General features: G+C 72.2%; 19 protein-coding genes. 10 read left to right on the top strand and 9 right to left on the bottom strand.

The window, feature by feature from the left end; all coding sequences use genetic code 11:
• Window positions 1-15 precede the first annotated feature (15 nt).
• From thiE to ABZ396_RS09055, 3 genes are all read left to right on the top strand, one after another.
• Complete coding sequence (thiE, locus tag ABZ396_RS09045) at window positions 16-663, top strand: thiamine phosphate synthase (RefSeq protein ID WP_358921175.1); 648 nt, start codon at window positions 16-18, stop codon at window positions 661-663.
• A gap of 113 nt (window positions 664-776) precedes the next feature.
• Complete coding sequence (gene metF / locus ABZ396_RS09050; RefSeq protein ID WP_358921177.1) at window positions 777-1,700, top strand: methylenetetrahydrofolate reductase [NAD(P)H]; 924 nt, start codon at window positions 777-779, stop codon at window positions 1,698-1,700.
• 56 nt (window positions 1,701-1,756) lie between these two features.
• Window positions 1,757-2,743: a hypothetical protein gene (locus ABZ396_RS09055; RefSeq protein WP_358921179.1), complete on the top strand. Its 987-nt coding sequence runs from the start codon at window positions 1,757-1,759 to the stop codon at window positions 2,741-2,743.
• Between the two features lie 45 nt (window positions 2,744-2,788).
• Here ABZ396_RS09055 and ABZ396_RS09060 read toward each other — a convergent pair whose 3' ends face one another.
• The 5 genes from ABZ396_RS09060 to ABZ396_RS09080 form a co-directional block, all read right to left on the bottom strand.
• Window positions 2,789-4,261 (bottom strand): NAD(P)/FAD-dependent oxidoreductase, encoded by a 1,473-nt coding sequence (locus ABZ396_RS09060; RefSeq protein WP_358921181.1) that lies wholly within the window; start codon window positions 4,259-4,261, stop codon window positions 2,789-2,791.
• A 47-nt stretch (window positions 4,262-4,308) separates the two neighbouring features.
• On the bottom strand, window positions 4,309-4,923 hold the full coding sequence (locus tag ABZ396_RS09065; protein ID WP_358921183.1) for a DUF4126 domain-containing protein: 615 nt from the start codon (window positions 4,921-4,923) through the stop codon (window positions 4,309-4,311).
• Between the two features lie 412 nt (window positions 4,924-5,335).
• Window positions 5,336-5,965, bottom strand: a complete 630-nt coding sequence (locus tag ABZ396_RS09070) for a TetR/AcrR family transcriptional regulator (protein WP_358921185.1) — start codon at window positions 5,963-5,965, stop codon at window positions 5,336-5,338.
• 62 nt (window positions 5,966-6,027) lie between these two features.
• Window positions 6,028-8,112: a YhgE/Pip domain-containing protein gene (locus tag ABZ396_RS09075; RefSeq protein WP_358921187.1), complete on the bottom strand. Its 2,085-nt coding sequence runs from the start codon at window positions 8,110-8,112 to the stop codon at window positions 6,028-6,030.
• Window positions 8,084-8,854, bottom strand: coding sequence for an ATP-binding cassette domain-containing protein (locus ABZ396_RS09080; RefSeq protein WP_358921189.1), 771 nt, complete (start codon window positions 8,852-8,854; stop codon window positions 8,084-8,086). Before ABZ396_RS09080 ends, ABZ396_RS09075 begins: the two co-directional genes overlap by 29 nt.
• Window positions 8,855-9,050: 196 nt before the next feature.
• Between ABZ396_RS09080 and ABZ396_RS09085 the strand changes: the two genes are divergently transcribed.
• From ABZ396_RS09085 to ABZ396_RS09095, 3 genes are all read left to right on the top strand, one after another.
• Entirely contained in the window at window positions 9,051-9,614 is a 564-nt protein-coding gene (locus ABZ396_RS09085) for an SAV_6107 family HEPN domain-containing protein (RefSeq protein ID WP_358921191.1), read from the top strand.
• Between the two features lie 181 nt (window positions 9,615-9,795).
• Entirely contained in the window at window positions 9,796-10,566 is a 771-nt protein-coding gene (locus ABZ396_RS09090) for a methyltransferase (protein ID WP_358921193.1), read from the top strand.
• 277 nt (window positions 10,567-10,843) lie between these two features.
• A complete protein-coding gene (locus ABZ396_RS09095) occupies window positions 10,844-11,233 on the top strand; it encodes a DUF3040 domain-containing protein (RefSeq protein ID WP_358921195.1) in 390 nt (129 codons plus the stop codon).
• Window positions 11,234-11,344: 111 nt separating this feature from the next.
• On the opposite strand, the gene ABZ396_RS09100 is transcribed toward ABZ396_RS09095, so the two are convergent.
• The 4 genes from ABZ396_RS09100 to ABZ396_RS09115 form a co-directional block, all read right to left on the bottom strand.
• Window positions 11,345-13,729, bottom strand: a complete 2,385-nt coding sequence (locus tag ABZ396_RS09100; protein WP_358927040.1) for a DUF3488 and transglutaminase-like domain-containing protein — start codon at window positions 13,727-13,729, stop codon at window positions 11,345-11,347.
• Complete coding sequence (locus ABZ396_RS09105) at window positions 13,729-15,075, bottom strand: DUF58 domain-containing protein (protein WP_358927039.1); 1,347 nt, start codon at window positions 15,073-15,075, stop codon at window positions 13,729-13,731. The genes ABZ396_RS09100 and ABZ396_RS09105 overlap by 1 nt, the downstream gene beginning before the upstream one ends.
• Window positions 15,075-16,115, bottom strand: coding sequence for a MoxR family ATPase (locus ABZ396_RS09110; protein ID WP_358927038.1), 1,041 nt, complete (start codon window positions 16,113-16,115; stop codon window positions 15,075-15,077). The genes ABZ396_RS09105 and ABZ396_RS09110 overlap by 1 nt, the downstream gene beginning before the upstream one ends.
• Before the next feature lie 262 nt (window positions 16,116-16,377).
• Window positions 16,378-16,926 (bottom strand): carbonic anhydrase, encoded by a 549-nt coding sequence (locus ABZ396_RS09115; RefSeq protein WP_358927037.1) that lies wholly within the window; start codon window positions 16,924-16,926, stop codon window positions 16,378-16,380.
• A gap of 356 nt (window positions 16,927-17,282) precedes the next feature.
• Here ABZ396_RS09115 and rsmH point away from each other — a divergent pair, with 356 nt between their 5' ends.
• From rsmH to ABZ396_RS09135, 4 genes are read left to right on the top strand one after another with little or no spacing between them, the layout of a single operon-like run.
• Window positions 17,283-18,239 carry a 16S rRNA (cytosine(1402)-N(4))-methyltransferase RsmH gene (rsmH, locus tag ABZ396_RS09120; protein WP_358927036.1) on the top strand — a complete coding sequence of 319 codons (957 nt, stop codon included), beginning with the start codon at window positions 17,283-17,285 and terminating at the stop codon, window positions 18,237-18,239.
• A gap of 42 nt (window positions 18,240-18,281) precedes the next feature.
• On the top strand, window positions 18,282-18,827 hold the full coding sequence (locus ABZ396_RS09125; protein ID WP_358927035.1) for a septum formation initiator family protein: 546 nt from the start codon (window positions 18,282-18,284) through the stop codon (window positions 18,825-18,827).
• Window positions 18,828-18,832: 5 nt separating this feature from the next.
• Window positions 18,833-20,824 carry a penicillin-binding protein 2 gene (locus ABZ396_RS09130; protein WP_359184220.1) on the top strand — a complete coding sequence of 664 codons (1,992 nt, stop codon included), beginning with the start codon at window positions 18,833-18,835 and terminating at the stop codon, window positions 20,822-20,824.
• 42 nt (window positions 20,825-20,866) lie between these two features.
• Window positions 20,867-22,531 (top strand): UDP-N-acetylmuramoyl-L-alanyl-D-glutamate--2,6-diaminopimelate ligase, encoded by a 1,665-nt coding sequence (locus ABZ396_RS09135; protein ID WP_358914202.1) that lies wholly within the window; start codon window positions 20,867-20,869, stop codon window positions 22,529-22,531.
• Window position 22,532: the final 1 nt, after the last annotated feature.

Here is a 22,532-nt window from a genome sequence, read left to right on the forward strand (position 1 = left end):
CCACGGGGGACACCGATGACCGACACCGCCCACGCCCAGCTGGCCGACGCCCGTCTCTACCTCTGCACGGACGCCCGCAAGGAGCGGGGCGACCTCGCCGAGTTCCTGGACGCGGTCCTGGCGGGCGGTGTCGACATCGTGCAGCTGCGCGACAAGGGCATGGAGGCCGCCGAGGAGCTGGAGTACCTCGCGGTCTTCGCCGACGCCTGCGCCCGGCACGGCAAGCTGCTCGCGGTCAACGACCGCGCGGACGTGGCCCACGCGGCCGGCGCCGACGTGCTCCACCTCGGCCAGGGGGACCTGCCCGTCACGGCCGCCCGCGCGATCCTCGGCCCGGACGTCCTGATCGGCCGCTCCACGCACGCCGGGTCCGAGGCCGCCGCGGCCGCCGTCCAGGACGGCGTGGACTACTTCTGCACCGGCCCCTGCTGGCCCACGCCCACCAAGCCCGGCCGCCCCGCTCCCGGCCTCGACCTGGTGCGGTACACCGCCGCCCTGGGCACGGACCGCCCCTGGTTCGCCATCGGCGGCATCGACCTGGGCAACCTCGACCAGGTGCTGGACGCGGGCGCCCGCCGGGTGGTAGTCGTCCGAGCGCTCACCGACGCCGACGACCCGGGCGCGGCGGCGGCCGAGTTCGCGAAGCGACTGCGGTCCGTGTAGCTCTTCGACATGACCGTCCGGATACTTGTCCAGTATCCGGACGTGGGGCCGACAATCCGGGCAAATCACCGAGTTCGGTTGGGTGACCGTCCGCCCCTGGCTAACCTGCGAGTATGGCCCTCGGAACCGCATCCACCAGGACTGACCGCGCACGCACCGTGCGTGACATGCTCGCGAGCGGCAAGACCACGTACTCGTTCGAGTTCTCGGCGCCGAAAACCCCGAAGGGCGAGCGGAACCTGTGGAACGCGCTCCGGCGGGTCGAGGCGGTCGCCCCCGACTTCGTCTCCGTGACCTACGGCGCCGGCGGCTCGACCCGCGCGGGCACGGTCAGGGAGACCCAGCAGATCGTCGCCGACACCACGCTCACCCCGGTCGCCCACCTCACCGCGGTCGACCACTCGCTGGCCGAGCTGCGCAACATCATCGGCCAGTACGCGGACGCCGGGATCCGCAACATGCTCGCGGTGCGTGGCGACCCGCCCGGCGATCCGATGGGGGAGTGGGTGGCGCATCCGCGGGGGCTGACCTACGCGGCCGAACTCGTCCGGCTCATCAAGGAGTCGGGTGACTTCTGCGTGGGCGTAGCCGCCTTCCCGGAGATGCATCCGCGCTCCAGCGACTGGGACGCCGACGTCCGGCACTTCGTCGACAAGTGCCGCGCGGGCGCCGACTACGCCATCACGCAGATGTTCTTCCAGCCCGAGTCGTATCTTCGCCTTCGGGACCGGGTTGTCACGGCCGGCTGCGAGACTCCGGTGATTCCGGAAATCCTGCCGGTCACCAGCGTGAAGATGCTGGAACGGTTGCCCAAACTCAGCAACGCGGCCTTCCCGGACGCCCTGAAAGAGCGGATCCTCACAGCCAAGGACGATCCCGCGGCGGTACGCTCCATCGGTATCGAATTCGCCACGGAGTTCTGCGCACGGCTGCTGGCCGAGGGCGTCCCCGGACTGCACTTCATCACGCTGAACAGCTCCACGGCGACGCTGGAGATCTACGAGAACCTGGGCCTGCACCATCCCCCGCGGGCCTAGACCGGCCGCACCGGAGTAGGACACACTGCGTAGCGGTAACTGGGAGAGGGGCGTACATGGGCTGGACGGTCCTCTACGTAGCGTTCGGCATCGTCGCGCTGTGGTTGCTGGGCGAGGTCCTGCTGCAGTACAAGGCGCGGCTGCGCTGGCGCCTGCTCGCCTTCGCCGGCTTCCTCGGGGTCGTGTTCGGTGTCCTGATCCCGTCGGTGATCGTCATCGGTCTGGGCGCGATCGCGTTCGCGGTCGGGCAGACCTACGTCACACTCTCCTTCCGCCGCGGCTTCGAGGCCGGCTGGGCGGTCAAGCGTCCCGGCGCGGACGACGAGGACGGCGGCCCGAGCAAGCGCCGCCGCGGCGAGCCGGACGCGGACCTGGAGGCCACCGACCCGGACCCGGCCGACACCGGGTACGCCGACCAGCAGGCCGCCTACGCCACGGGCGGCAACCCGACCTACGGCGGCGACGACTACGACCGCGACGACGTCTTCTCCCCGGCCCGCGCCAGCGAGCCGACCGCCGCCGAGTCCACGGCGGTGTACGAGCCGCAGCCGATGCCCGACGATACCGGCTCCTACGGCATATACGGCGAGTCCGGCTACGCCACCACCGGCGACCCCGCCTACGCGACCGCCGGCCAGGACCAGGCGTACGCCGCCCAGGGCACCGACCAGAACTACGCCTACGACTACTCCGGCTACGGCCAGCAGCAGTACGGCTACGACGTCAACGGCCAGCAGCAGTACGCCAACTACTCCGACCCGTACATCGGCAACCAGACCTACGGCGGCGCCGGCTACGACCAGTCCTACGGCACCCAGCAGTACGACCAGCAGGGCTACGCCCAGGACCAGTACGGCACCGGCGGCTACGGCGAGACCCCGTCGGGCGGTGTCTGGGTCCCGCAGCAGCGCGCCGACGAGACCTACGGCGGCGAACTCCCGCAGGAGCAGCCGTACCCCTACCAGGGCGACGGGCAGGGCCAGCAGCAGGACCAGCAGCAGGGCCAGCACGGCACCGGGTACGACGAGCAGTACCGTTTCTGACTCTGCCGTTTCTGACGCTGACGTTTTTGAGGCGTCGGCCGCGCCTCACTGGGAGCCGCGGAACTCCGGTCCCTCCACGATCAGTCCGGCCACCAGCGCCCCCGACATACCGGCGTGCGGCAGTCCGCCGCCGGGGTGCGACCAGCCACCCACCGTGAACAGGCCTGACAGATCAGTGGTGTTGGCCGGATGGAGCAGCCCTCCGGCGCCGGCCGCCAGCGCCGGGGGCGGGACCGCCCCGCCGGCCGCGCCGGTCTCCGCCGCGATGTCCGCCGGACTGCGCACCTCCTGCCACAGGACCCGGTCCCGCAGCCCGGGTACGGCACGCTCGGCGACGGTGATCATGTGCTCGGCCCAGCCGGGACCGCCGCTCCCGGCGGGCACCGTCGCGACCAGCGCGACCGCCTCGTGACCCGCGTCCGGGACCAGGGCCGGGTCGTCGGGCCGCAGGACCGTCACCGTCCCGGGCAGGGCAGGCGCCGAGCCGAAGAGGCCGTCCAGCTCCGCGGCACGGTCCGCCGCGTGCACCACGGTCCGGTGAGCGGTCCCCTCCGGCCGCCCGCCCCGCAGCGCCAGCAGCACCGTCAGCCGGCTCGGCAGCCCCTGCCGGGGCGCGGGACCGGCACCGGTCCGTACCGCGGGCCGGCCGAGTGCCTCCGGCGCCATGCCCGCCACCACGAAATCGGCGTCGGCCACCCCGTCGCCGGCCAGCTCCACCCCCGCCGCCCGGCCGTCCTTCTCCAGGACCCCGGTGACCTCCGCGCCGAAGACGAACTCGACCCGGCGCTTCACGCACCGCTCGTACACCGCGCGCGCCAACTCCCTCATGCCGCCGCGCACATACCAGGTGCCGAAGGCGTGCTCCAGGTACGGCAGCACGGCCGCGCTCGCCGGAGTGTCACGGGGGTCGAGGCCGTACGCGAGCGCGTGGCTGTTCAGGAGGGCGGCGAGCCGCTCGTCGCGCAACTCCCAGGCGCCGATCTCGGCGAGCGTGGTCGCCCGGCGCGTGCGCAGCAGCTTCTTGTGCGGCACGGACGGATAGGGCTCGCGCTCGGCCAGCACGGGCCAGTTCGGCCACAGCGGCTCCTCCAGGAGCGGGCGCCTGGTGCGGTCCCAGGCCTCCCGGGCCCGCACCAGGAAGTCGCCCCAGCGCTGTCCGGCGCCCGCCCCGAGGGCCTCGTCCAGGGCGGTGACGACGCCCGCGCGGGAGGCGTTCGGCAGCGCGACGTGGGTGCCGTCCGCGAAGACATGCCGGGCCGACGGGTCGACCTGGACCAGCTCGACCTGGTCCTCCAGCGGCTGCTTGCCGGTCTTGACGAACAGATCGCGGTAGACGGCGGGCAGCGGCAGCAGACCAGGGCCGGTGTCGAAGGCGAACCCGTCGCGCTCGAACCGGCGCACCCCGCCGCCGTACGTCTCCGTACGCTCGTACACCGTCACCCGGTGGCCCGCGACGGCCAGCCGGGCGGCCGCCGCCATGGCGCCCATCCCGGCGCCGATCACCGCAATCCGTCCCATGCCCGCGACTTTATCGACCGCCACTGACAACCCCGCTCGGTGGGCCGTCAGTCCGGTGGTCTGCCCACCTGGGCCGCGAGCCGCCGTTCCTCCCGGCGCTGGGCGCGGCGGCGCCGGAAGCGGCGGATCCGGGAGATCAGGAAGACCAGCAGGATCAGACCGGTGGCCAGCAGCACCGCCGCGATGATCGCCGCCGCCAGCGGGTGGAACATCGCGAACGACACGATCGCGCCGACCCCGAGATCCTCGGCGAAGCTCAGCACGATGTTGCTGAACGGCTCCGGTGAGGTGTTGACCGCCATCCGGGTCCCGGCCTTGACCGTGTGGCTGGCCAGCGCCGTCGAACCCCCGATCAGCCCCGCCGCCACGTCCGACACAGAGCCGCTGTGCCCGGCGAGCAGCGCCCCGACCCAGGCGCCCGCCACCGGCCGGATCACCGTGTGCACGGAGTCCCACACCGAGTCGACGTACGGGATCTTGTCGGCGACCGCCTCGCACAGGAACAGCACGCCCGCGACGATCAGCACCTCGGGGCGCTGCAGCGTCTCGGGGACGTCGTCGCTCACGCCCGTCGCGCCGAAGAGGCCGAGCAGCAGCACCACCGCATAGGCGTTGATTCCGCTGGCCCAGCCGCTGGTGAAGACCAAGGGGAGTACCGACACGGACGCGATCGTAACCAGTCGGCGGCCGCGCGTCCTGGGCCTGAGCGCCCAGAGGTGAGTACGCGTACCTAGAGAGCGAGTTGAGTACGCGCGCGGATGGGCCGCGACCTGCGCGAACGACACAGTGGAGACACGGAAAGGGACGCCAGGTCCGGTACCGCCGACACGGGGCGGCGGAACGGCGAGGGCGCCCTTGACCTCTCCTTCCGCCGACTCGTCGGCGGAAGCGGGACACGGGGGAGAGGGGACCCGGGGGAACAACGGGAAACCGGGGGAACACGGGGGTGCACGGAAGGCGCCGGTCCGACGGCGGCCCGCGGGGGACGCGGCCGCTGAGGGCCGGCGCTTTCATGGGCCCACGCGCGCGTGCGGCCCTCTCGCGTCCACGCGCGCGTGCCGACATCGAAAGGGCTCAGCCCTTCTTCCCGCTCACCCGCCCCTGCAACAGCCGGGAGAGCGCCGCATGGACGTCGTCCAGGGAGCGCTCCGGCTGGAAGGACTTCCAGTCCAGCGCGGCCACCAGCACCATCCCGAACAGCGCGGCCGCCGTCAGCTGGATGTCGATCTCGTCGCTGAACTCGCCGTTCTCCACGCCCTCGCGCAGCACGCCCTCGACCACCGCGACCGCCTGCTGCCGGACCACCATCAGCGTCGACTGCCAGGCCCGGTTGGTGCGCCACAGCTCGGCCACATAGAGCTGGGTGAAGGCCGGGTAGCGGTCGATGAAGACGAGGCCCGCGCGCACCATCGCGTCCAGGGCGTCGACCCGGCTCCCGCCCTCCCGCGCGGTCCGCTCGGCGGCCTCCTTCAGGGAGGCGGTGAGGAGGCCCACGCCGTGCCGCAGCAGCTCCTCGAAGAGGACCGACTTGCTCGCGAAGTTGTAGTAGACCGTGCCCTTCGCGACCCCGGCACGCTCGGCGATCTCGTCCACGGTGGTGGCGGAGAAGCCCTGTTCGGCGATGAGGGTGACGGCCGCCTCGTAGAGCTTCTGCCGGGTGGCTTCACGGCGCGTGCTGCCGCCCGTGGTGCTGCTGCTTTCCATGGTTCTGATTCTCACAGGAACGGTGGCGCCGGCGGGCACGGAAGAGGAGGTCATGGGTGTCCTCACAGGCTCAGTTCAGGGTGCAGCCGGTCCAGCGTCCACACCTGGCGGCGCCGGGCCGACAGGGCGGTGAGCGCGAGCGCGCCCACCGTGAACGCCGTCAGGACGCCGCAGGCCTGCCACACCGGCCCCAGCCCGCCGCCCGTGATCAGCCTTCGCAGCGCTTCCACGATGTAGCTCATCGGCAGGAACGGGTGGATCGCGTTGAAGAAGCCCGGACTGGTCTGCACGGGATATGTGCCGCCCGCCGACGTCAGCTGGAGCATCAGCAGCGCCAGCACCAGGATCCGGCCGGCCGCCCCGAAGTGCGCGTTCAGCCACTGCACGATCGCCGCGAAGCACGCCGCGACCAGGGACAGGAAACCGACCGTCCCGGCCGCGCGGACCATCTGGAGCCCGATCGCCCAGTGCAGTACGGCCATCAGGGCGGCGGTCTGCAGCAACCCGACCGCGACCACCGGCAGCCAGCCCGCCAGCGCGATCCGCCAGGCCGGCGAACCGGCCGCCAGGGCACGCCGGTTGAGCGGCTGGATCAGCATGTAGGCCACCATCGCGCCGACCCACAGGGACAGCGGGATGAAGTACGGCGCGAACCCGGTGCCGTAGTTGGGCGCCTTGTGCAGGTCCTGCGAGGCGAGCTGGACCGGGTCGGCCATCACCCCGGTGCGCTGGTCGCGGTCCTTCTCGCCGTAGTCGGGGATCTTCTCCGCGCCGTCGCGCAGGCCGCCGGCGAGCTTGCCGGAGCCGTCGACGAGCTTGTACATCCCGCCGTTGAGGTCGTAGGCGCCGGTCTCGAGCCTGCCGACGCCCGTGTCCAGGCCGGTCGCGCCGGTCAGGGCGGTGCCCAGGCCGGTGTGCAGCTTCTCGGCGCCCGCGGCGACCTCGGCCGCGCCGTCGTTCAGCTTGTTGATCTTCTTGACGGCGTCGGCGACGTCCTCGGAGAGATGCGGGGCGCGCTCGGCGAGGGCCTCGGCCTGCTGCTGAAGGGTGCCGAGGTCGCCGTCGAGCGTCCTCAGGCCGCCGTGCTGGTCCGCGATCAGCGTATTGAGGTCGTCGGCGACGGCGGCCACGTCGTCGGCCGCGTCCCTGGCCTTCTTCAGGTCGGGGCAGACGGGGTCGTCGAGCAACCCGGCCGAGCAACGCGCCCGGTAGACCTCGTCCAGCGTGCCGGCGGCCGTGTGCGCGGTCTTCGCGGCCGCGGGGGCCGCCTTCACCAGAACGTCCAGGTTGTCGCGGACGGTCCGCGCCGAGTCGGCGACCAGTCGTGCCGTGTCACCGATGGTCTTCTCGTTGTCCTCCAGATACGGGCCGACCTTGCCGTAGACCCCGTTGACCTTGTCCGCGAGGGCCTGGGTGCCGCCCGCGACCTGCTGCGAACCGTCCTCCAGACGCCCCGCGCCCGCGTCCAGCTTCTTGATCCCCTTGGCGAGCTTCCCGCTGCCGGTCTTGGCATCCTTCAGCCCGTCGGCGAGGTCCTCCGAGCCCTTCTTGGCCTTCCCGATGCCACCGGTGAGCGTGTCGGCGCCGTCGGCGGCCCTGACGGTCTGCCCGTGGATGTCGGCGAACGAGATGAAGATGCGGTCCAGGAAGGACCGGGACGCCTTGGTCGACGCGGCCGAGCGCACCTCGCTGAAGACCGTGCGGGAGATCTGCCCGACGATGTAGTTGTTGGCGTCGTTCGTGCGCACCTGGAGCGCGCCAGTCTCCGGTGAGTCGCCCGCGCTGGAGGCGATGCGCGCGCTCAAGTCGGCGGGCATCGTCAGCGACAGGTAGTAGGTGCCGTCCTCGACACCCCGGCGCGCATCGGCCGCGCTCACCTGGTGCCACTCGAACGTCCTGCTGTCCCGCAGCCCGTCGACGATGTCGTCGCCCGCGGTGATCTCCTTGCCGCTCGCCGTCGCCCCCTCGTCGTTGTTCACGAGCGCCACCGGGATGCGGTCCAGCCGGCCGTACGGATCCCAGAACGACCACAGGTAGAGGGCGCCGTACAGCAGCGGCAGCACCAGCAGGGCCACCAGGGCGGCACGGGGCAGCTTCCCCCGTCCGAAGCGCCTGAGCTCAAGCGCGGCCAGTCGCGGCGAGTGCATCGCCGGCCTCCTCCCCGGTTCCGGTGCCTTCCGGCATCCCGGTCTCCTCTTGCTGAGCGGTCCCGGTGCGTACCACGACCGCCCCTTCCAGCGCCTCACCGCACACCGCCACCACGGTCGTCCCGGCCTCGGCGATCGACGCGAACAGCGCCCGCACCTCGGCCCGTTCGGCCGCCGACAGCTTCAGGTCCGCGTCGTCCACGGCCAGCAGTCGCGGCTTGCCGACCAGCGCCAGCGCCACGGACAAGCGCAGCGCCTCGATCCGCTCCAGATCGCGTACGGCGGTCCGGGCGCCCTTCGGCAGCGCCTCCAGGTCGAGCCCGGCGGCGGCCAGGGCGTCGTCGATCAGCTGCCTCGCGCGTGCGGCCCCCTCGGCCCGGGGCCGCAGCAGGGCGCGCAGCGAGTCGCCGAACCGGCGCTGCAGGAGGGCCCGTTCACGCAGGTGCTCGCCGACGGTCAGGGTGGGTTCGAGGTCGGTGACCCCGGCGACGTTGGCCACCGCGCTGATCCGGCGCACGGCCGCCGACTGCATGGGCAGCCGGGCCTCGCCGACGGTCGCGGTGCCCTCGGTGGCCCTCATCCGTCCGGTGAGCGCGAGCAGCAGACAGGTGCGGCCGGAGCCGGACGGCCCCTCGACCGCGATCAGTGCGCCGGGCCCGGCGTCCAGGGAGATCCCCCGGAACGCCCAGCCGCGCGGGCCCTTGAGCCCGAGGCGCTCGGCTGTGACAGATACGCCGTGCACAGGTCCCCCCTGCCTTCTCCGTCTTTTCCGAAATCGGCTTCTTTTTTGAACTGACTGGTCAGTGCAAAAACTAACCCGAACCTGCGATCGAAGCAAAAGCCCAGGTCAGAACGGATTGTCAGTGGCATACCTCACGATGGGCACATACGGCACCCCCGTGTGAGGGAGCCGTCACCCAGACGACAGGAGGTTCGTCATGGCCAACTCCTCAGCGGCCGCCGCCCACCGGCGCCGCGCCACCGGCCCTGCCCCCTCACTGACCGGCCCGGCGAGCGATGTGCACCCCGTGCTCCGCCGGGCCACGGCCCCGCCCGCCGCCCTCGACCTGCTCACCCAGGCCCACGCCACCCTCGACGAGGCCGAGTTGCTCCACACGCCCAACGAACGCTATGCGACCGCCCACCTGGCCGCCCTGCGCACCGCGGCCGCCGTGCTCGCCGCCCGCGCCCGCCCCGAGACCTCGCCCCGGCGCCGGGCCCGCATCCGCAGCGCCTGGGAGGTGCTCCCCGAGGTGGCGCCCGAGCTCACCGAATGGAGTGCCCTGTTCGCCTCCGGCGCCCGCCGCCGTGCCCGCGCCGAAGCGGGCATCCAGGGCGCGGCCAGCCGCCGCGACGCCGACGATCTGATACGGGACGTGGAGATGTTCGTCCGCATCGTCGAGCGGATGCTCATCCTCCAGCCGGTGCTGCCGCAGCCACGCCGACAGGACGGGGAGCGGCCGGACGGCGACCCGGACAGGGGGTTGCCCGACGTGGGGTGACCGGGACCGGAGACGCCCGGCGCGGGGTGACGGGGCCAGGCGGCGGAGGCAATGGGAAAGCAGCGGAGGCAATAGGGTGGAGAGCGCCTGAAGCCTTCCTTCCTCCCGCACCCCGGGCCGGGAAGGCGCCGAGTTCGCGCCGCCGGGCAACAGGCGGTGCCGCGCCGAGGAGTCAACTGCCGTGCCGGACCCCACACGACCCCGCGCCTCTCTTCGTACCGCCGTGGTCTGGGAGGTCCTCCAGGACGCCCTCGACCGCCGGGTCAAGGCCACCGGCCGGGAGACGCTGGACGTCCTCGACACCGGCGGCGGCAGCGGCAAATTCGCCGTACCCCTCGCCCGCCTCGGCCACCGTGTCACCGTCGTCGACCCCAGCCCGAACGCGCTGTTCGCGCTCGAGCGCCGCGCCGCCGAGGCCGGCGTCGCCGACCGGGTCAAGGGCGTCCAGGGCGACGTCCACGGCCTGTTCGACGTGGTCGAGCGCGGCGGCCACGACGTGGTGCTCTGCCACGGCGTCCTGGAGTACGTCGACGACCCGGCCGAGGGCGTGCGCAACACGGTGGCCGCGCTGCGCTCCGAGGGCGTCCTCAGCCTGCTCGCCGCCGGGCTCGGCGGGGCCGTGGTCGCCCGGGCCCTCGCCGGGCACTTCAAGGAGGCCAGGCAGGCCCTCGATGACCCCGACGGCCGCTGGGGCAGCGGGGACCCCATGCCGCGCCGCTTCACCGCCGAGCAGCTCACCGGCCTGGTCGAGGGCGCTGGTCTGGCCGTCGCCGCCGTGCACGGTGTGCGGGTCTTCGCCGACCTCGTCCCCGGCGTCCTGGTGGACACCGAGCCCGGCGCTCTCGACGCCCTGCTCAAGCTGGAGGCCGCCGCGGCCGAGCTCCCGGCCTTCCACGCCGTCGCCACCCAGCTCCATGTGCTCGGCGAGACTCCGGGTGTGGCGGGGGCCTGAGACTCTCCTGAGACGAGCCCGCTGATCAGGGGCTCGGCAGCGGATGGAGTACGCCACAGGCCCCCCGATCGAGGGGTTTGCGCCGTATGATCGAGGCAGACCGCTCGGCATGACGGGTCGGCCGCTGGGGAATGGAAGCCTCAGTGAGCCGGGACGGCCATGGCGGATTCCGGTTGGCCAACTGGCCTAGAGGGGCGGGTTTCACGGGGGCGATTCCCTGCCTATCCTGAAGGGACCCCCCGGGTCGCCCCGGCGACTGCACGATGAGGAGGACGCCGTGCCGCTCTCGGAGCACGAGCAGCGAATGCTTGAGCAGATGGAGCGAGCGCTGTACGCCGAAGACCCCAAGTTCGCGACAGCGCTTGAGGGAAGCGGGCTGCGGACGTACACCCGGCGACGGGTCTACCAGGCGGTCGCCGGCTTCCTCGTGGGTATCGCGCTCCTCATTGCCGGAATGGTCACACTGCAGATCTGGGTCAGCGTGGTGGGCTTCCTCGTCATGCTGGGCTGCACGGTCCTAGCCGTCACCGGCTGGCGCAAGGCTCCCAAGCCCGGCGAGCAGCCCGCGGGAGGCCCGCAGGCCCGCCGCCAGGGCCGGCCGAAGCGCTCCATGATGGACCGCATCGAGGAGCGCTGGCAGCGCCGCCGCGACGAGCAGGGCCACTGAAGCTTCGCCGAACAGGCCGCCGAACAGACCAGAGCGTGACTGAGGGGTGACCACCCAGCGGGTGGTCACCCCTCAGTCACGCCCAACCCCTTTCCGCGAGCCCCTTCCCGGTCAGCCCTGCTGACCCCACGGCTTCCGCAGGGTCGGCCGGACCGATGCCGCCCGCTCCCGCAGCCGTGCCCACCCGGCCGACGCCGCCCACAGCGCGCGCACGGTCGACCGTGGAGCGAACAGCGCCCTCAGCCGCGTGGGGGCGCTGACCGTGCCGCTGAGCGCGGTCGTCACCCGGCGGACGTCGTCCGCGAGCCCCGCCGTCAACCGCGGCCGCGGCGCGTACAGCACCTGTTCGACCGCGTCCGCCACCCGGTGCACCGAGGCTCCGGCGACCGGGTCGAGATGGCCGAGCCGGACGATCCGGGCCGCCGCCCCGCGCGGGGTCTGCGACTCGTCCGGAGGGATGCCGAAGTCCCAGGCCGTGTCAGCCAGTTCCTGCCAGACCGCCAGCGTGTGCGCCGCCACGCCCGCGGGGGTACGGTCGTAGGCCCCGAGCCGGTTGGCACGCACCTGCTGCCGGTAGAGCATCGGCGACAGCGGCACCGCCAGCACAGCGAGACCGGCGAGCGCCCACAGTGCCAGCTGCCACCACGGCGGCCCGCCGTCGCCCCGCTGCACCGTGCTCGCCGCCGACGGGCTCGCGCAGCCGTCCAGCCTGCGCAGCTGGGGCGTGCAGCTCTCGCTCTGCGAGGCCGAGGCCGACGGCGCCGCCGACGCGCCCTTGGAGGGCAGGGCCTCGTCCGGCACCGAGGAGCCGGGGGTGTCCGACACGGTGTAGGACGGGACGGTACCCCGGGTCGGCGTGGGCTCGAACCGGGTCCAGCCCACCCCTTCGAAGTACAGCTCCGGCCAGGCGTGCGCGTCCTTCAGCCCCACCGAGACCGTGCCGTCGGCCTGCGGGGTGCCGGGCGCGAAGCCCACCGCGACCCGGGCCGGGATGCCCAGCGTCCGGGCCATCGCGGCCATCGCGAAGGAGAAGTGCACACAGAAACCGCGCTTCTGCTTCAGGAAGTTCGCGATCGCGCCCTCGCCCCGGCCCACCTCCACCTGGGTGTCGTACTGGAAGCCGCCGTTCACCGCGAAGTAGTCCTGGAGCTTGACCGCCTCCTCGTAGTGGCTCGTCGAGCCCGCGGTGACCGCCTCTGCCGTCCGCGCCACCACCAACGGCAGCGAGGAGGGCACCTTGGTGTACTCCTTCTTCATGGCCGCCGCCGGCTCCGGCGCCGCGGCCAGCTGCTCCGCCGTCGGCCGCACGTCCAGGCTGGTGACCTGGTAGGTCTCACCGCGCGTGTTCTGCCCGTGGTCGCCGACGAGGGTCATCCCCACGGGCTCGTAGCGCCAGGTGCCGGCGACCTTCACCCCGCTCGGCGGGTACGGCATCGGCAGCCAGTCCTGGGCGTACCAGTCGGCGGCCGAGATCGTGGTCCTCACCGTCGCCCGCTTGACGTCACCGCCCAGGCCGGCCGGGGCCGGGAACGTGCCCGGCACGCCGGTGATGTGCCGCTGGGCCGGCTTCCAGGTGGTGCCGTCGAAGTCGTCCAGGGAGACGATCCGCAGATACAGGTCGGAGACGTCGGCGGTGCTGGTCCGTACGGTCAGCACCTGACGGTCCTCGTCCACGTTGAGGCTGTCCCGCAGCGACACCAGCGGGTTGACCGCGGAGATCGTGCCGCCGTTCCCGTTGCCCACGCCGACACCGGTCCCGGTGCCGTCCAGCAGGCCACCCTGGATCGAGGGCATCACGAACGGCACGAACAGGGCGACGCTCAGCACGGCGAAGCCGATCCGGCGTCCGGTGCGCACCGGGGCCACCACGCCGCTCTCCTGGCCGCCCGGGGTGCGCGAGACCCCGCCGAACACCCGGCCCCACTGCGAGAGCCGGTCCCGTCCCTCGGCGAGCAGCAGCAGCAGATAGCCGGCCGCCGCCACCAGGAACCAGAGCCAGTCCGTCGGCCCGTCGGACAGGCCAGCCGCCACCGAGTACAGCGCGAGCAGCGGAAGCCCGGCCGGGGCCGCGCTGCGGAAGGTCACCGCGAGGGTGTCCACGATCAGCCCGATGATCAGCACCCCGCCGATCACCATCAGCCGGATACCCTCCGTCAGGGGCGCGGGTATCGCATACTGGCTGACGTCCAGGGAGCCCTGCTGGAGCAGGTCGGCGAAGTACCGGAAGGTGCCCGGGCCGGGGATCAGCCCGGCGAGCGCGTGGCCCCGGGCGAAGACCAGGGTCAGCATCAGCAGCGTGACCAGGGCCTGCGCGGCCACCGTCAGCGGCCGGGCCAGTGGTACCCGGCGCGCGGCCGCGCCCACGCCCGTCTGGACCGCCACCAGGAACGCCGCCTGGAACAGCCACGTCATCGGCGAGACCAGGGGCAGCAGGGCGCAGGACGCCATCAGCGTCGCCGCCGCCGCGGTCAGGGCAAGCCGGGCCCGTCCGCTCATCACCGCGCCTCCCCGCCCACCGCGGCCTCCGAGACGCGCTCCCGGTCGGCCTGCTGCCACAGCTCGGCCAGCGGGGCGCCGCGCGGCACGCTGACCGCCGTCCAGCCGGCCTCGCGCAGCGTCCGCAGCCCTTCCTCGTGCGTGTTGCCCGGGGCGGGCACGTCGGTGGGCTCGCGCACCCAGGTGTCCGGGTCCAGGACGAAGACGACGGCACCGCCGCTGCGCTGGCGCATCTTCGTGGCCACCGCCGCCTGTTCCTCGTCCAGATCGCCCAGGAACGCCACCAGCAGCCCCTCGTTCCCGCCGCGCAGCACGTCGTAGGCCCGGGACAGGCCCGTGCCGTCCGAGTGGTCGATCACGGCCAGGGTGTCCATCATCAGCCCGGCCGCGTCCACCGTTTCCTGGCCGGAGCCCGCGAAACCGTCGGCCCCCTCGCCGGGCACCGAGCTGCCGGTGTCCGTCAGCAGCCGCACCGAGAAGCCGCGTTCGAGCATGTGGACCAGGACCGAGGCGGCGCCGGAGACCGCCCATTCGAACGCCGAGTCGGGGCCCGCGCCCTCGTAGGCGATGCCGCGGGTGTCCAGCAACACCGTGCAGCGGGCGCGCTGAGGCTGCTCCTCGCGGCGCACCATCAGCTCGCCGTAGCGGGCGGTGGAGCGCCAGTGCACGCGGCGCAGGTCGTCGCCGTACCGGTAGCCGCGCGGGATCACGTCGTCCTCGCCGGCCAGGGCCAGAGAGCGCTGCCGCCCGTCGCCGTACCCCTTCGCCTCGCCGCTGAGCCGGATCCGCGACAGCGGCTCCACGCGCGGGATGACGGTCAGGGTGTCGAACGTCGAGAAGGAGCGGGTCAGTTCGCACATCCCGAACGGGTCGGTCAGGCGCAACTGGAGCGGGCCGAGCGGATAGCGGCCGCGCAGGTCCGAGCGGACCCGGTAGGAGACCTCCCGGCGGCCGCCCGGCTCGACCCGGTCCAGGACGAAGCGGGGGCGCGGGCCGAGGACGTAGGGCACCCGGTCCTGGAGCATCAGCAGGCCGGTGGGCAGCCGCGAGACGTTGTCCATCCGCAGATGGACCCGCGCCTCGCTGCCGGCCGGCACCCGCGAGGGGGAGAGCCGGCGGCTGCCGGCCACCCGGTAGCGGGTGCGGTAGAGCACGGCCGCGCAGATCAGCGGCAGCACGGCGAGGAGCAGCCCGACCCGGCGCAGATCGCTCTGGCCGAGCACGTACGCGCAGATCACCGCCGCGATGCCGGCCGCCAGGAAGGAGCGGCCTCGGGTGGTCAGCCCGGCCAGGGCCGCGCGGACACCGCCCGTCTCCTCGCGGTCGGCCTCCGCCGGGACGCTCATCACAGACTCCGCGGCGGCTGCTGGGGATACGCGGGCACGCCCCGGCCCAGACCGCCGAAGCCGTTCTGCTGCTGAGGAGCCGCCGGCACCGGGGTCTGCTGCAGGATCTCCTGGACGACCTGCTCCGCGGTGCGCCGGTTGAGCTGGGCCTGGGCGGTGGGCAGCAGCCGGTGGGCCAGGACCGCGACGGCGAGCGCCTGCAGGTCGTCCGGCAGCGCGTACTCCCGGCCGCTCAGGGCGGCGGACGCCTTCGCCGCGCGCAGCAGATGCAGCGTGGCGCGCGGGGAGGCGCCGAGTCTGAGATCGGGGTGGGTCCGGGTGGCGGAGACCAGGTCCACCGCGTACCGCCGGACGGTCTCGGCGACATGGACTCCCCGCACGGTCTCGACGAGCTTGACGATGTCGTGCGCGTGCGCCACCGGCTGGAGGTCCTCCAGGGGGCTCGCCCCGCCGTGGATGTCGAGCATCTGCAACTCGGCCTCCACGCTGGGGTAGCCGACCGAGACGCGGGCCATGAAGCGGTCGCGCTGGGCCTCCGGCAGGGGGTAGGTGCCCTCCATCTCGACCGGGTTCTGGGTGGCCACCACCATGAACGGGCTGGGCAGTTCATAGGTCTGCCCGTCGATGGTCACCTGCCGCTCCTCCATCGACTCCAGCAGCGCCGACTGGGTCTTGGGCGAGGCGCGGTTGATCTCGTCGCCGATCACGATCTGGGCGAAGACGGCGCCCGGCTTGAACTCGAAGTCCCGGCGCTGCTGGTCCCAGATGGACACACCGGTGATGTCCGACGGCAGCAGGTCGGGCGTGAACTGGATGCGTCGCACCGAACAGTCGATGGACCGCGCCAGCGCCTTCGCCAGCATCGTCTTGCCCACGCCGGGGACGTCCTCGATCAGGAGATGTCCCTCGGCCAGCAGCACGGTCAGCGAAAGCCGTACGACCTCGGGCTTGCCCTCGATCACACCCTCCACCGAACTGCGGACCCGCTCCACAGTGGCGGTCAGATCAGTAAGGCTCGCTCGATCGTCATAGGTCGTCACCCGGCCCTCCTCGGCCCATCATTGCCCGGGCCGGCGCTCTGTCAGCGGAACCGGCCCACCCCGAAACACGGACACCACGCGTGAATAGTTCCGCGCGACGTCCCACACCGCATTCTTGCTGCCGTTACCGATTCGTGTCACTCGCCTGTGGACAACTGCCCGCACTTTGTCGGTCTTACGGCCTTTCGACCGCGTATTCGACAGCATCTCGACAGGGTGCGGAGGCGGTTTCCGGGGTGGGCGGTCCGTCGGAGCCTCGGTCTCAGGCCGCCTCGACCTCGCGCAGCAGACCGGTGCGGACGTCGAAGACGAAGCCGCGTACGTCGTCGGTGTGCAGCAGGAACGGCGAGGTGCGCACCCGCTGCATGGACTGCCGTACGTCCTGGTCGACGTCCCGGAAGGACTCCACCGCCCAGGCCGGGCGCTGGCCGACCTCCATCTCCAGGTCGGTGCGGAAGTCCTCGGTGAGGGCCTCCATGCCGCAGCCGGTGTGGTGGATCAGCACGATGCTGCGGGTGCCGAGCTTGCGCTGACTGACGGTGAGGGAGCGGATCACGTCATCGGTGACCACACCGCCGGCGTTGCGGATGGTGTGGCAGTCGCCGAGCTGCAGGCCGAGCGCCTTGTGCAGGTCGAGGCGCGCGTCCATGCAGGCCACCACGGCCACGTGCAGCACGGGCCGGGCGTCCATGCCGGGGTCGGTGAAGGCGGCGGCGTATGTGCGGTTGGCGTCGACCAGGCGGTCCGTCACGGTGCCGCCGTCGGTTATGGCGCCTTCGGATCCAGTGGGAGCTGCTGCGGAAGTCGTCATAGACACAACGGTACTGGTCACGGGCGGTCAGGGCCTGCTGTGGGAGGGGACAAAGAACGTCACTGTGGCTTGTTGTGAGCTAACCCACACGGAGGGCAAGCCAGGGCTGTACGGGTGATTCCTTTCCAATGGTGGCCCCCGCCACCATGCCGTACGCGCCGCGCAGGCCGGTTGATTGACCGGGCGACACGGTGGACTAAAGTGACGCGAAGCGGGAGGCGAGGCTCTCCCCGCTGGTGAAATCCCCTGGAGACCCCGGCACGGTGCCCGGGCCGTCTCCCCACGTGCGCGGCGCGCGTACCGAGCGGGCGGGGACCCGGGGGTGCGTATCTCCCGCGCGGACCTGAGAGGCCCCCTTGAGCCAGAGTCGACACGTCCCGGTGATGCTCCAGCGGTGCCTGGATCTGCTGGCACCCGCCCTGGAGCGGCCGGGAAGCGTGGTCGTCGACTGCACCCTCGGCCTCGGCGGCCACAGCGAGGCGCTGCTGACCCGCTTCCCCGAGGCCCGCCTCGTCGCCCTGGACCGGGACAAGGAGGCCCTGCGCCTGTCCGGCGAGCGGCTCGCGCCCTTCGGTGACCGCGCCACCCTGGTCCACGCCGTCTACGACGAGCTGCCCGGGGTACTCGAACGACTCGGCATCGCGCGCGTGCAGGGCGTGCTGTTCGACCTCGGCGTCTCCTCCATGCAGCTCGACGAGGCGGACCGCGGTTTCGCCTACGCCCAGGACGCACCGCTCGACATGCGCATGGACCAGACGACCGGCGTCAGCGCCGCCGAGGTCCTCAACACCTACCCGGCCGGTGACCTCGTGCGCATCCTGTTCGCGTACGGCGAGGAGAAGCAGGCCAAGCGGATCGTCTCGGCGATCGTCCGGGAGCGCGAGAAGGAGCCGTTCAGCAACAGCGCCCGGCTCGTCGAGCTGATCCGGGACGCGCTGCCGCAGGCCGCCAAGCGCACCGGCGGCAACCCGGCCAAGCGCACCTTCCAGGCGCTGCGCATCGAGGTCAACGGCGAACTGGCCGTCCTGGAAAGGGCGATCCCGGCCGCGGTGAAGGCCCTCGCGGTCGGCGGCCGGATCGCCGTACTGTCGTACCACTCGCTCGAAGACCGTCTCGTCAAGCAGGTGTTCGCGGCCGGTGCCGCCACCACCGCGCCGCCCGGGCTGCCGGTCGTGCCCGAGCAGTACCAGCCCCGACTCAAGCTGCTCACACGCGGTGCCGAACTTCCCACGGAGGAAGAGGTCGCCGAGAACCGCAGGGCCGCGCCCGCGCGTCTTCGAGGGGCCCAGCGCATCAGGGAGTCCATTGAATGAGCGGCGTGAGCACGCGGGGTTTCCGGACCCACCGGAGGACACGTGAGTAGGAAACCCGAGCTGAAAGGGCGGGCCGCCCGGCTCGCGCGGCTCCTTCCGACCGGCCGGGCCAACCAGGCCGCCCGCACCCCGTTCGTCCTGCTCGTCGTCCTGTTGCTCGCCGGCGGCCTGATCGGCCTGCTCGTGCTGAACTCGGCGCTCAGCGAGGGCTCGTTCAGACTCGACGACCTGCAGAAGCAGACCAAGAGCCTCACCGACGAGGAACAGGCGCTGCAGCGGGACATCGACGCCTACTCCGCTCCCGACGCCCTCCAGCGCCGGGCCCGCGAGCTCGGCATGGTCCCCGGCGGCGACCCGGCCTTCCTCGGCCCCGACGGCACCGTCAAGGGCGTCCCCAGCCCCGCCGCCCTCCAGCAGAACACCCAGCCGCGCGCTCCCGAGGTCATCGGCACCCCGTCCGTCGCCGTACCGACGCCGGACGTCTCCGCGCCGGTGAACGTACCGACACCCGCGCCGGTCACAACGCCGGTGACGACCCCGGCGCCGGCACTCCCGCCCGTGACCCCGACCACGACCCCCGGCAGGTGACGGAAGTGCCAGACACTTCTGGAGAAAGGCAATCGCCGCGCCGCCGTGTGCCCGGCCCCGCCAAGCCGCCCCGCCCCCGGGAGCCCCGGGGCGCGGTCCGGCGCGGGCCGGGCCCCGGCCCCGGCGCCCGCCCGGTCCGCCGCCCGAGCGCGCCGCGGCCCCCGGCCCAGCGCCCGCTGCTGCTCGGCAGCCCCCGCCCCCGGCTGCGCATGGTCGGCTTCGCCCTGACCCTGGTGCTGCTGGTCTTCGTCGGACGGCTGCTCCAGGTCCAGGCCGTCGACGCCAGCGCGTACGCCGCGAAGGCCGAGCAGAACCGGTACGTCGTGCACACCCTGGCCGCCGAGCGCGGCGGGATCACCGACCGCAACGGCGTGGCGCTGGCGATCAGCGAGGACGCGTACGACATCACCGCCGACCCCACGATGTTCACCAGAAAGCAGCTCAAGGTGGACGACGGCCCCGAGCAGGCCGCCGCGCTGCTCGCCCCGATCCTCGGCAAGAACCAGGCCGACCTCGTCAAGCTGCTGCTGCCCGAGAACAGGGAACTGCGCTACGTCCGGCTCGCCGCCCGGCAGACCCCGCAGGTCTGGAAGCAGATCAAGGACCTGAAGACCGCCCTCACCAACAAGGCCGGGGCCGACAAGAACACCGTCAACGTGCTGGCCGGTGTCTTCGCCGACCCCAGCAGCCAGCGCGTGTACCCGAACGGCGATCTGGCCGCCGGGATACTGGGCTGGGTCAACGCCGACGGCAAGGGCGGCGGCGGTATCGAGCAGCAGCTCGACAAGCAGCTGACCGGCAAGGACGGCAAGATCCGCTACGCCCAGTCCGGCGGGCGAGAGGTGCCCACCGCGGGCTCCACGGAGACCCCGGCCGTGGCCGGCTCCGACGTCGAGCTGACCATCGACCGCGACATCCAGTGGGCCGCGCAGAACGCCATCACCGAGCAGGTGAAGAAGTCCAGGGCGGACCGCGGCTATGTGGTCGTCCAGGACACCAGGACCGGACAGATCCTGGCGATGGCCAACTCGCCCGGCTTCGACCCGAACGACCTGTCGACGGCCGACGCGGCCGCGATGGGCAACGCGGCCCTCCAGGACGCCTACGAGCCCGGCTCCACCGCCAAGGTGATGTCGATGGCGGCCGTCCTGGAGGAGAACGCCGCCACCCCGCTCACGCATGTGGTGGTGCCCAACCGGCTGCACCGCGGCGACCGGCTCTTCAAGGACGACATCGACCACGCGACCTGGTACCTCACGCTCAACGGCGTGCTCGCCAAGTCCAGCAACATCGGCACCATTCTCGCGACCGGCCAGCTGGGCAAGACCCAGGAGCAGGCCAACCAGGTCCTCTACTCGTATCTGCGCAAGTTCGGCATCGGCGGCTATACCGGGCTCGGCTTCCCCGGCGAGACGAGGGGGATCCTGGCAGCCCCGGACAAGTGGTCGACCTCGCAGCAGTACACGATTCCTTTCGGCCAGGGTTTCTCCATCAACGCCATGCAGGCGGCCTCCGTCTACTCGACGATCGCCAACGGCGGAGTCCGTGTCGAGCCGACCCTGGTACGCGGATCCAAGGGTGCCGACGGCCGCTTCACCCCGGCCGCGCAGCCCAAGAAGACCCGCGTGGTCAGCGAGAAGACGGCCAAGACCGTCGCCCAGATGCTGGAGTCCGTCGTGGGCGACGAGCAGGGCACCGGCGCCAAGGCGGCCATCCCCGGCTACAACGTCGCGGGCAAGACCGGCACCGCCAACCGAGTGGATCCTGCCACCGGCAGATACCGCGGCTACACCTCGTCGTTCGCCGGGTTCGCGCCCGCGGACAATCCTCGCATCACCGTTTACTGCTCCATCCAGAACGCCACCGCCGGCAGCTACTTCGGCGGCCAGATCTGCGGCCCGATCTACAAGCAGGTGATGGAGTTCGCCCTCAAGACCCTCCAGATCCCTCCGACCGGCGCCAGGGCGGCGAACCTGCCCGTCGACTACAAGCCCTGATCAGCGCCTCAGCTTTTCGGAAAGACCACCAGGAACGAGCCCGTGACAACGATCACCCCCGATCCCGGGAACCACCGGGCCCCACGCCCCTCACTTCGCTCCGGAGCGGGTGCGCCGGGTACGCTCACCGCCGTGCCACACGCTGATCAGTCCCAAACCACCCAGAAGGGCGCTTCCGTGACATATCCGGGGCCGCCCAGGCCGGTTCAGGTCTCCGCCACACCCCTCGCGGAGCTCGCCGATCAGCTGGGCGCCGCCGAACCGGACATCACGGAGAACACAGCGGAGGTCACGGGCATCACCCACGACTCGCGCGCGGTCCGCCCGGGCGACCTGTACGCCGCCCTGCCGGGCGCCCGTCTGCACGGCGCCGACTTCGCCGCCCAGGCCGCAGGCCTCGGCGCGGTCGCCGTGCTGACCGATCCGACGGGCGCCGAACGCGCCGCCGCGACCGGCCTGCCGGTCCTGGTCGTCGACGACCCGCGCACGCGGATGGGCGAACTCGCGGCCACGATCTACGGCCACCCGGGCCGCGACCTGCTCCAGATCGGCATCACCGGCACGTCCGGCAAGACCACCACGGCCTACCTGGTCGAGGGCGGCCTGAAGCGCACGCGCAGCACGGGACTCATCGGCACCGTCGAGATGCGCATCGGCGACGACCGCATCAAGTCCGAGCGCACCACCCCCGAGGCAACCGACCTCCAGGCCCTGTTCGCCGTCATGCGCGAGCGTGGCGTCGAGGCGGTCGCCATGGAGGTCTCCAGCCACGCCCTGGTCCTCGGCCGGGTCGACGGCTGCGTCTTCGACATCGCCGTCTTCACCAACCTCAGCCCGGAACACATGGAGTTCCACTCCGACATGGAGGACTACTACCGGGCCAAGGCACAGCTGTTCACCCCGAAACGCAGCAAACGCGGGGTGGTCAACGTCGACGACGAGTACGGCCGCAGGCTCGCCCGGGAAGCCACCGTCCCGGTCGTCACCTACTCCGCCGAGGGCCACCCCGACGCCGACTGGCAGGCCACGGACGTCCACATCGGCCCCATGGACTCGACGTTCACCGTCATGGGGCCCGAGGGCGTCCGGATCGCCGCCAAGTCGCCGCTGCCGGGCCCATTCAACGTGGCCAACACCCTCGCCGCGATCGTCGCCCTCGCCGCCGCGGGCCTCGACCCGCAGACCGCGGCCGACGGCATCGCCGCCGTCCCGGGCGTCCCGGGCCGCCTGGAGCGCGTGGACGCCGGACAGGCCTACCTCGCGGTCGTCGACTACGCCCACAAGACGGACGCCGTCGAGTCGGTCCTCAAGGCCCTGCGCAAGGTCACCAAGGGCCGGCTGCACATCGTCCTCGGCTGCGGCGGCGACCGCGACAAGACCAAGCGGGCCCCGATGGGCGCCGCCGCGGCCCGGCTCGCCGACACGGCAGTACTGACCTCCGACAACCCCCGCTCCGAGGACCCGCTCGGCATCCTCGCCACCATGCTCGCCGGCGCGGCCTCGGTACCCGCCCACGAGCGTGGCGAGGTGGTCCTCTTCGAGGAGCGGGCCGCCGCGATCGCCGCGGCCGTCGCCCGCGCACACCCCGGCGACACCGTGCTGGTCGCCGGCAAGGGCCACGAGCAGGGCCAGGACATCGCCGGCGTGGTCCGTCCCTTCGACGACCGCCAGGTGCTTCGCGAAGCTATCCAGAAGACCCAGGGATGAA

It is taken from the genome of Streptomyces sp. NPDC005866 (assembly GCF_040629895.1).
Taxonomy (GTDB): Bacteria; Actinomycetota; Actinomycetes; order Streptomycetales; family Streptomycetaceae; genus Streptomyces.

What these genes read in the sequence shown, in the direction of transcription:
- thiE (WP_358921175.1), top strand. Translation starts at nt 16, where the DNA reads ATGACCGACACCGCCCACGCCCAGCTGGCCGACGCCCGTCTCTACCTC.
- metF (WP_358921177.1), top strand. Translation starts at nt 777, where the DNA reads ATGGCCCTCGGAACCGCATCCACCAGGACTGACCGCGCACGCACCGTG.
- ABZ396_RS09055 (WP_358921179.1), top strand. Translation starts at nt 1,757, where the DNA reads ATGGGCTGGACGGTCCTCTACGTAGCGTTCGGCATCGTCGCGCTGTGG.
- ABZ396_RS09060 (WP_358921181.1), bottom strand. Translation starts at nt 4,261, where the DNA reads ATGGGACGGATTGCGGTGATCGGCGCCGGGATGGGCGCCATGGCGGCG.
- ABZ396_RS09070 (WP_358921185.1), bottom strand. Translation starts at nt 5,965, where the DNA reads ATGGAAAGCAGCAGCACCACGGGCGGCAGCACGCGCCGTGAAGCCACC.
- ABZ396_RS09075 (WP_358921187.1), bottom strand. Translation starts at nt 8,112, where the DNA reads ATGCACTCGCCGCGACTGGCCGCGCTTGAGCTCAGGCGCTTCGGACGG.
- ABZ396_RS09085 (WP_358921191.1), top strand. Translation starts at nt 9,051, where the DNA reads ATGGCCAACTCCTCAGCGGCCGCCGCCCACCGGCGCCGCGCCACCGGC.
- ABZ396_RS09100 (WP_358927040.1), bottom strand. Translation starts at nt 13,729, where the DNA reads ATGAGCGGACGGGCCCGGCTTGCCCTGACCGCGGCGGCGGCGACGCTG.
- ABZ396_RS09105 (WP_358927039.1), bottom strand. Translation starts at nt 15,075, where the DNA reads ATGAGCGTCCCGGCGGAGGCCGACCGCGAGGAGACGGGCGGTGTCCGC.
- ABZ396_RS09115 (WP_358927037.1), bottom strand. Translation starts at nt 16,926, where the DNA reads ATGACGACTTCCGCAGCAGCTCCCACTGGATCCGAAGGCGCCATAACC.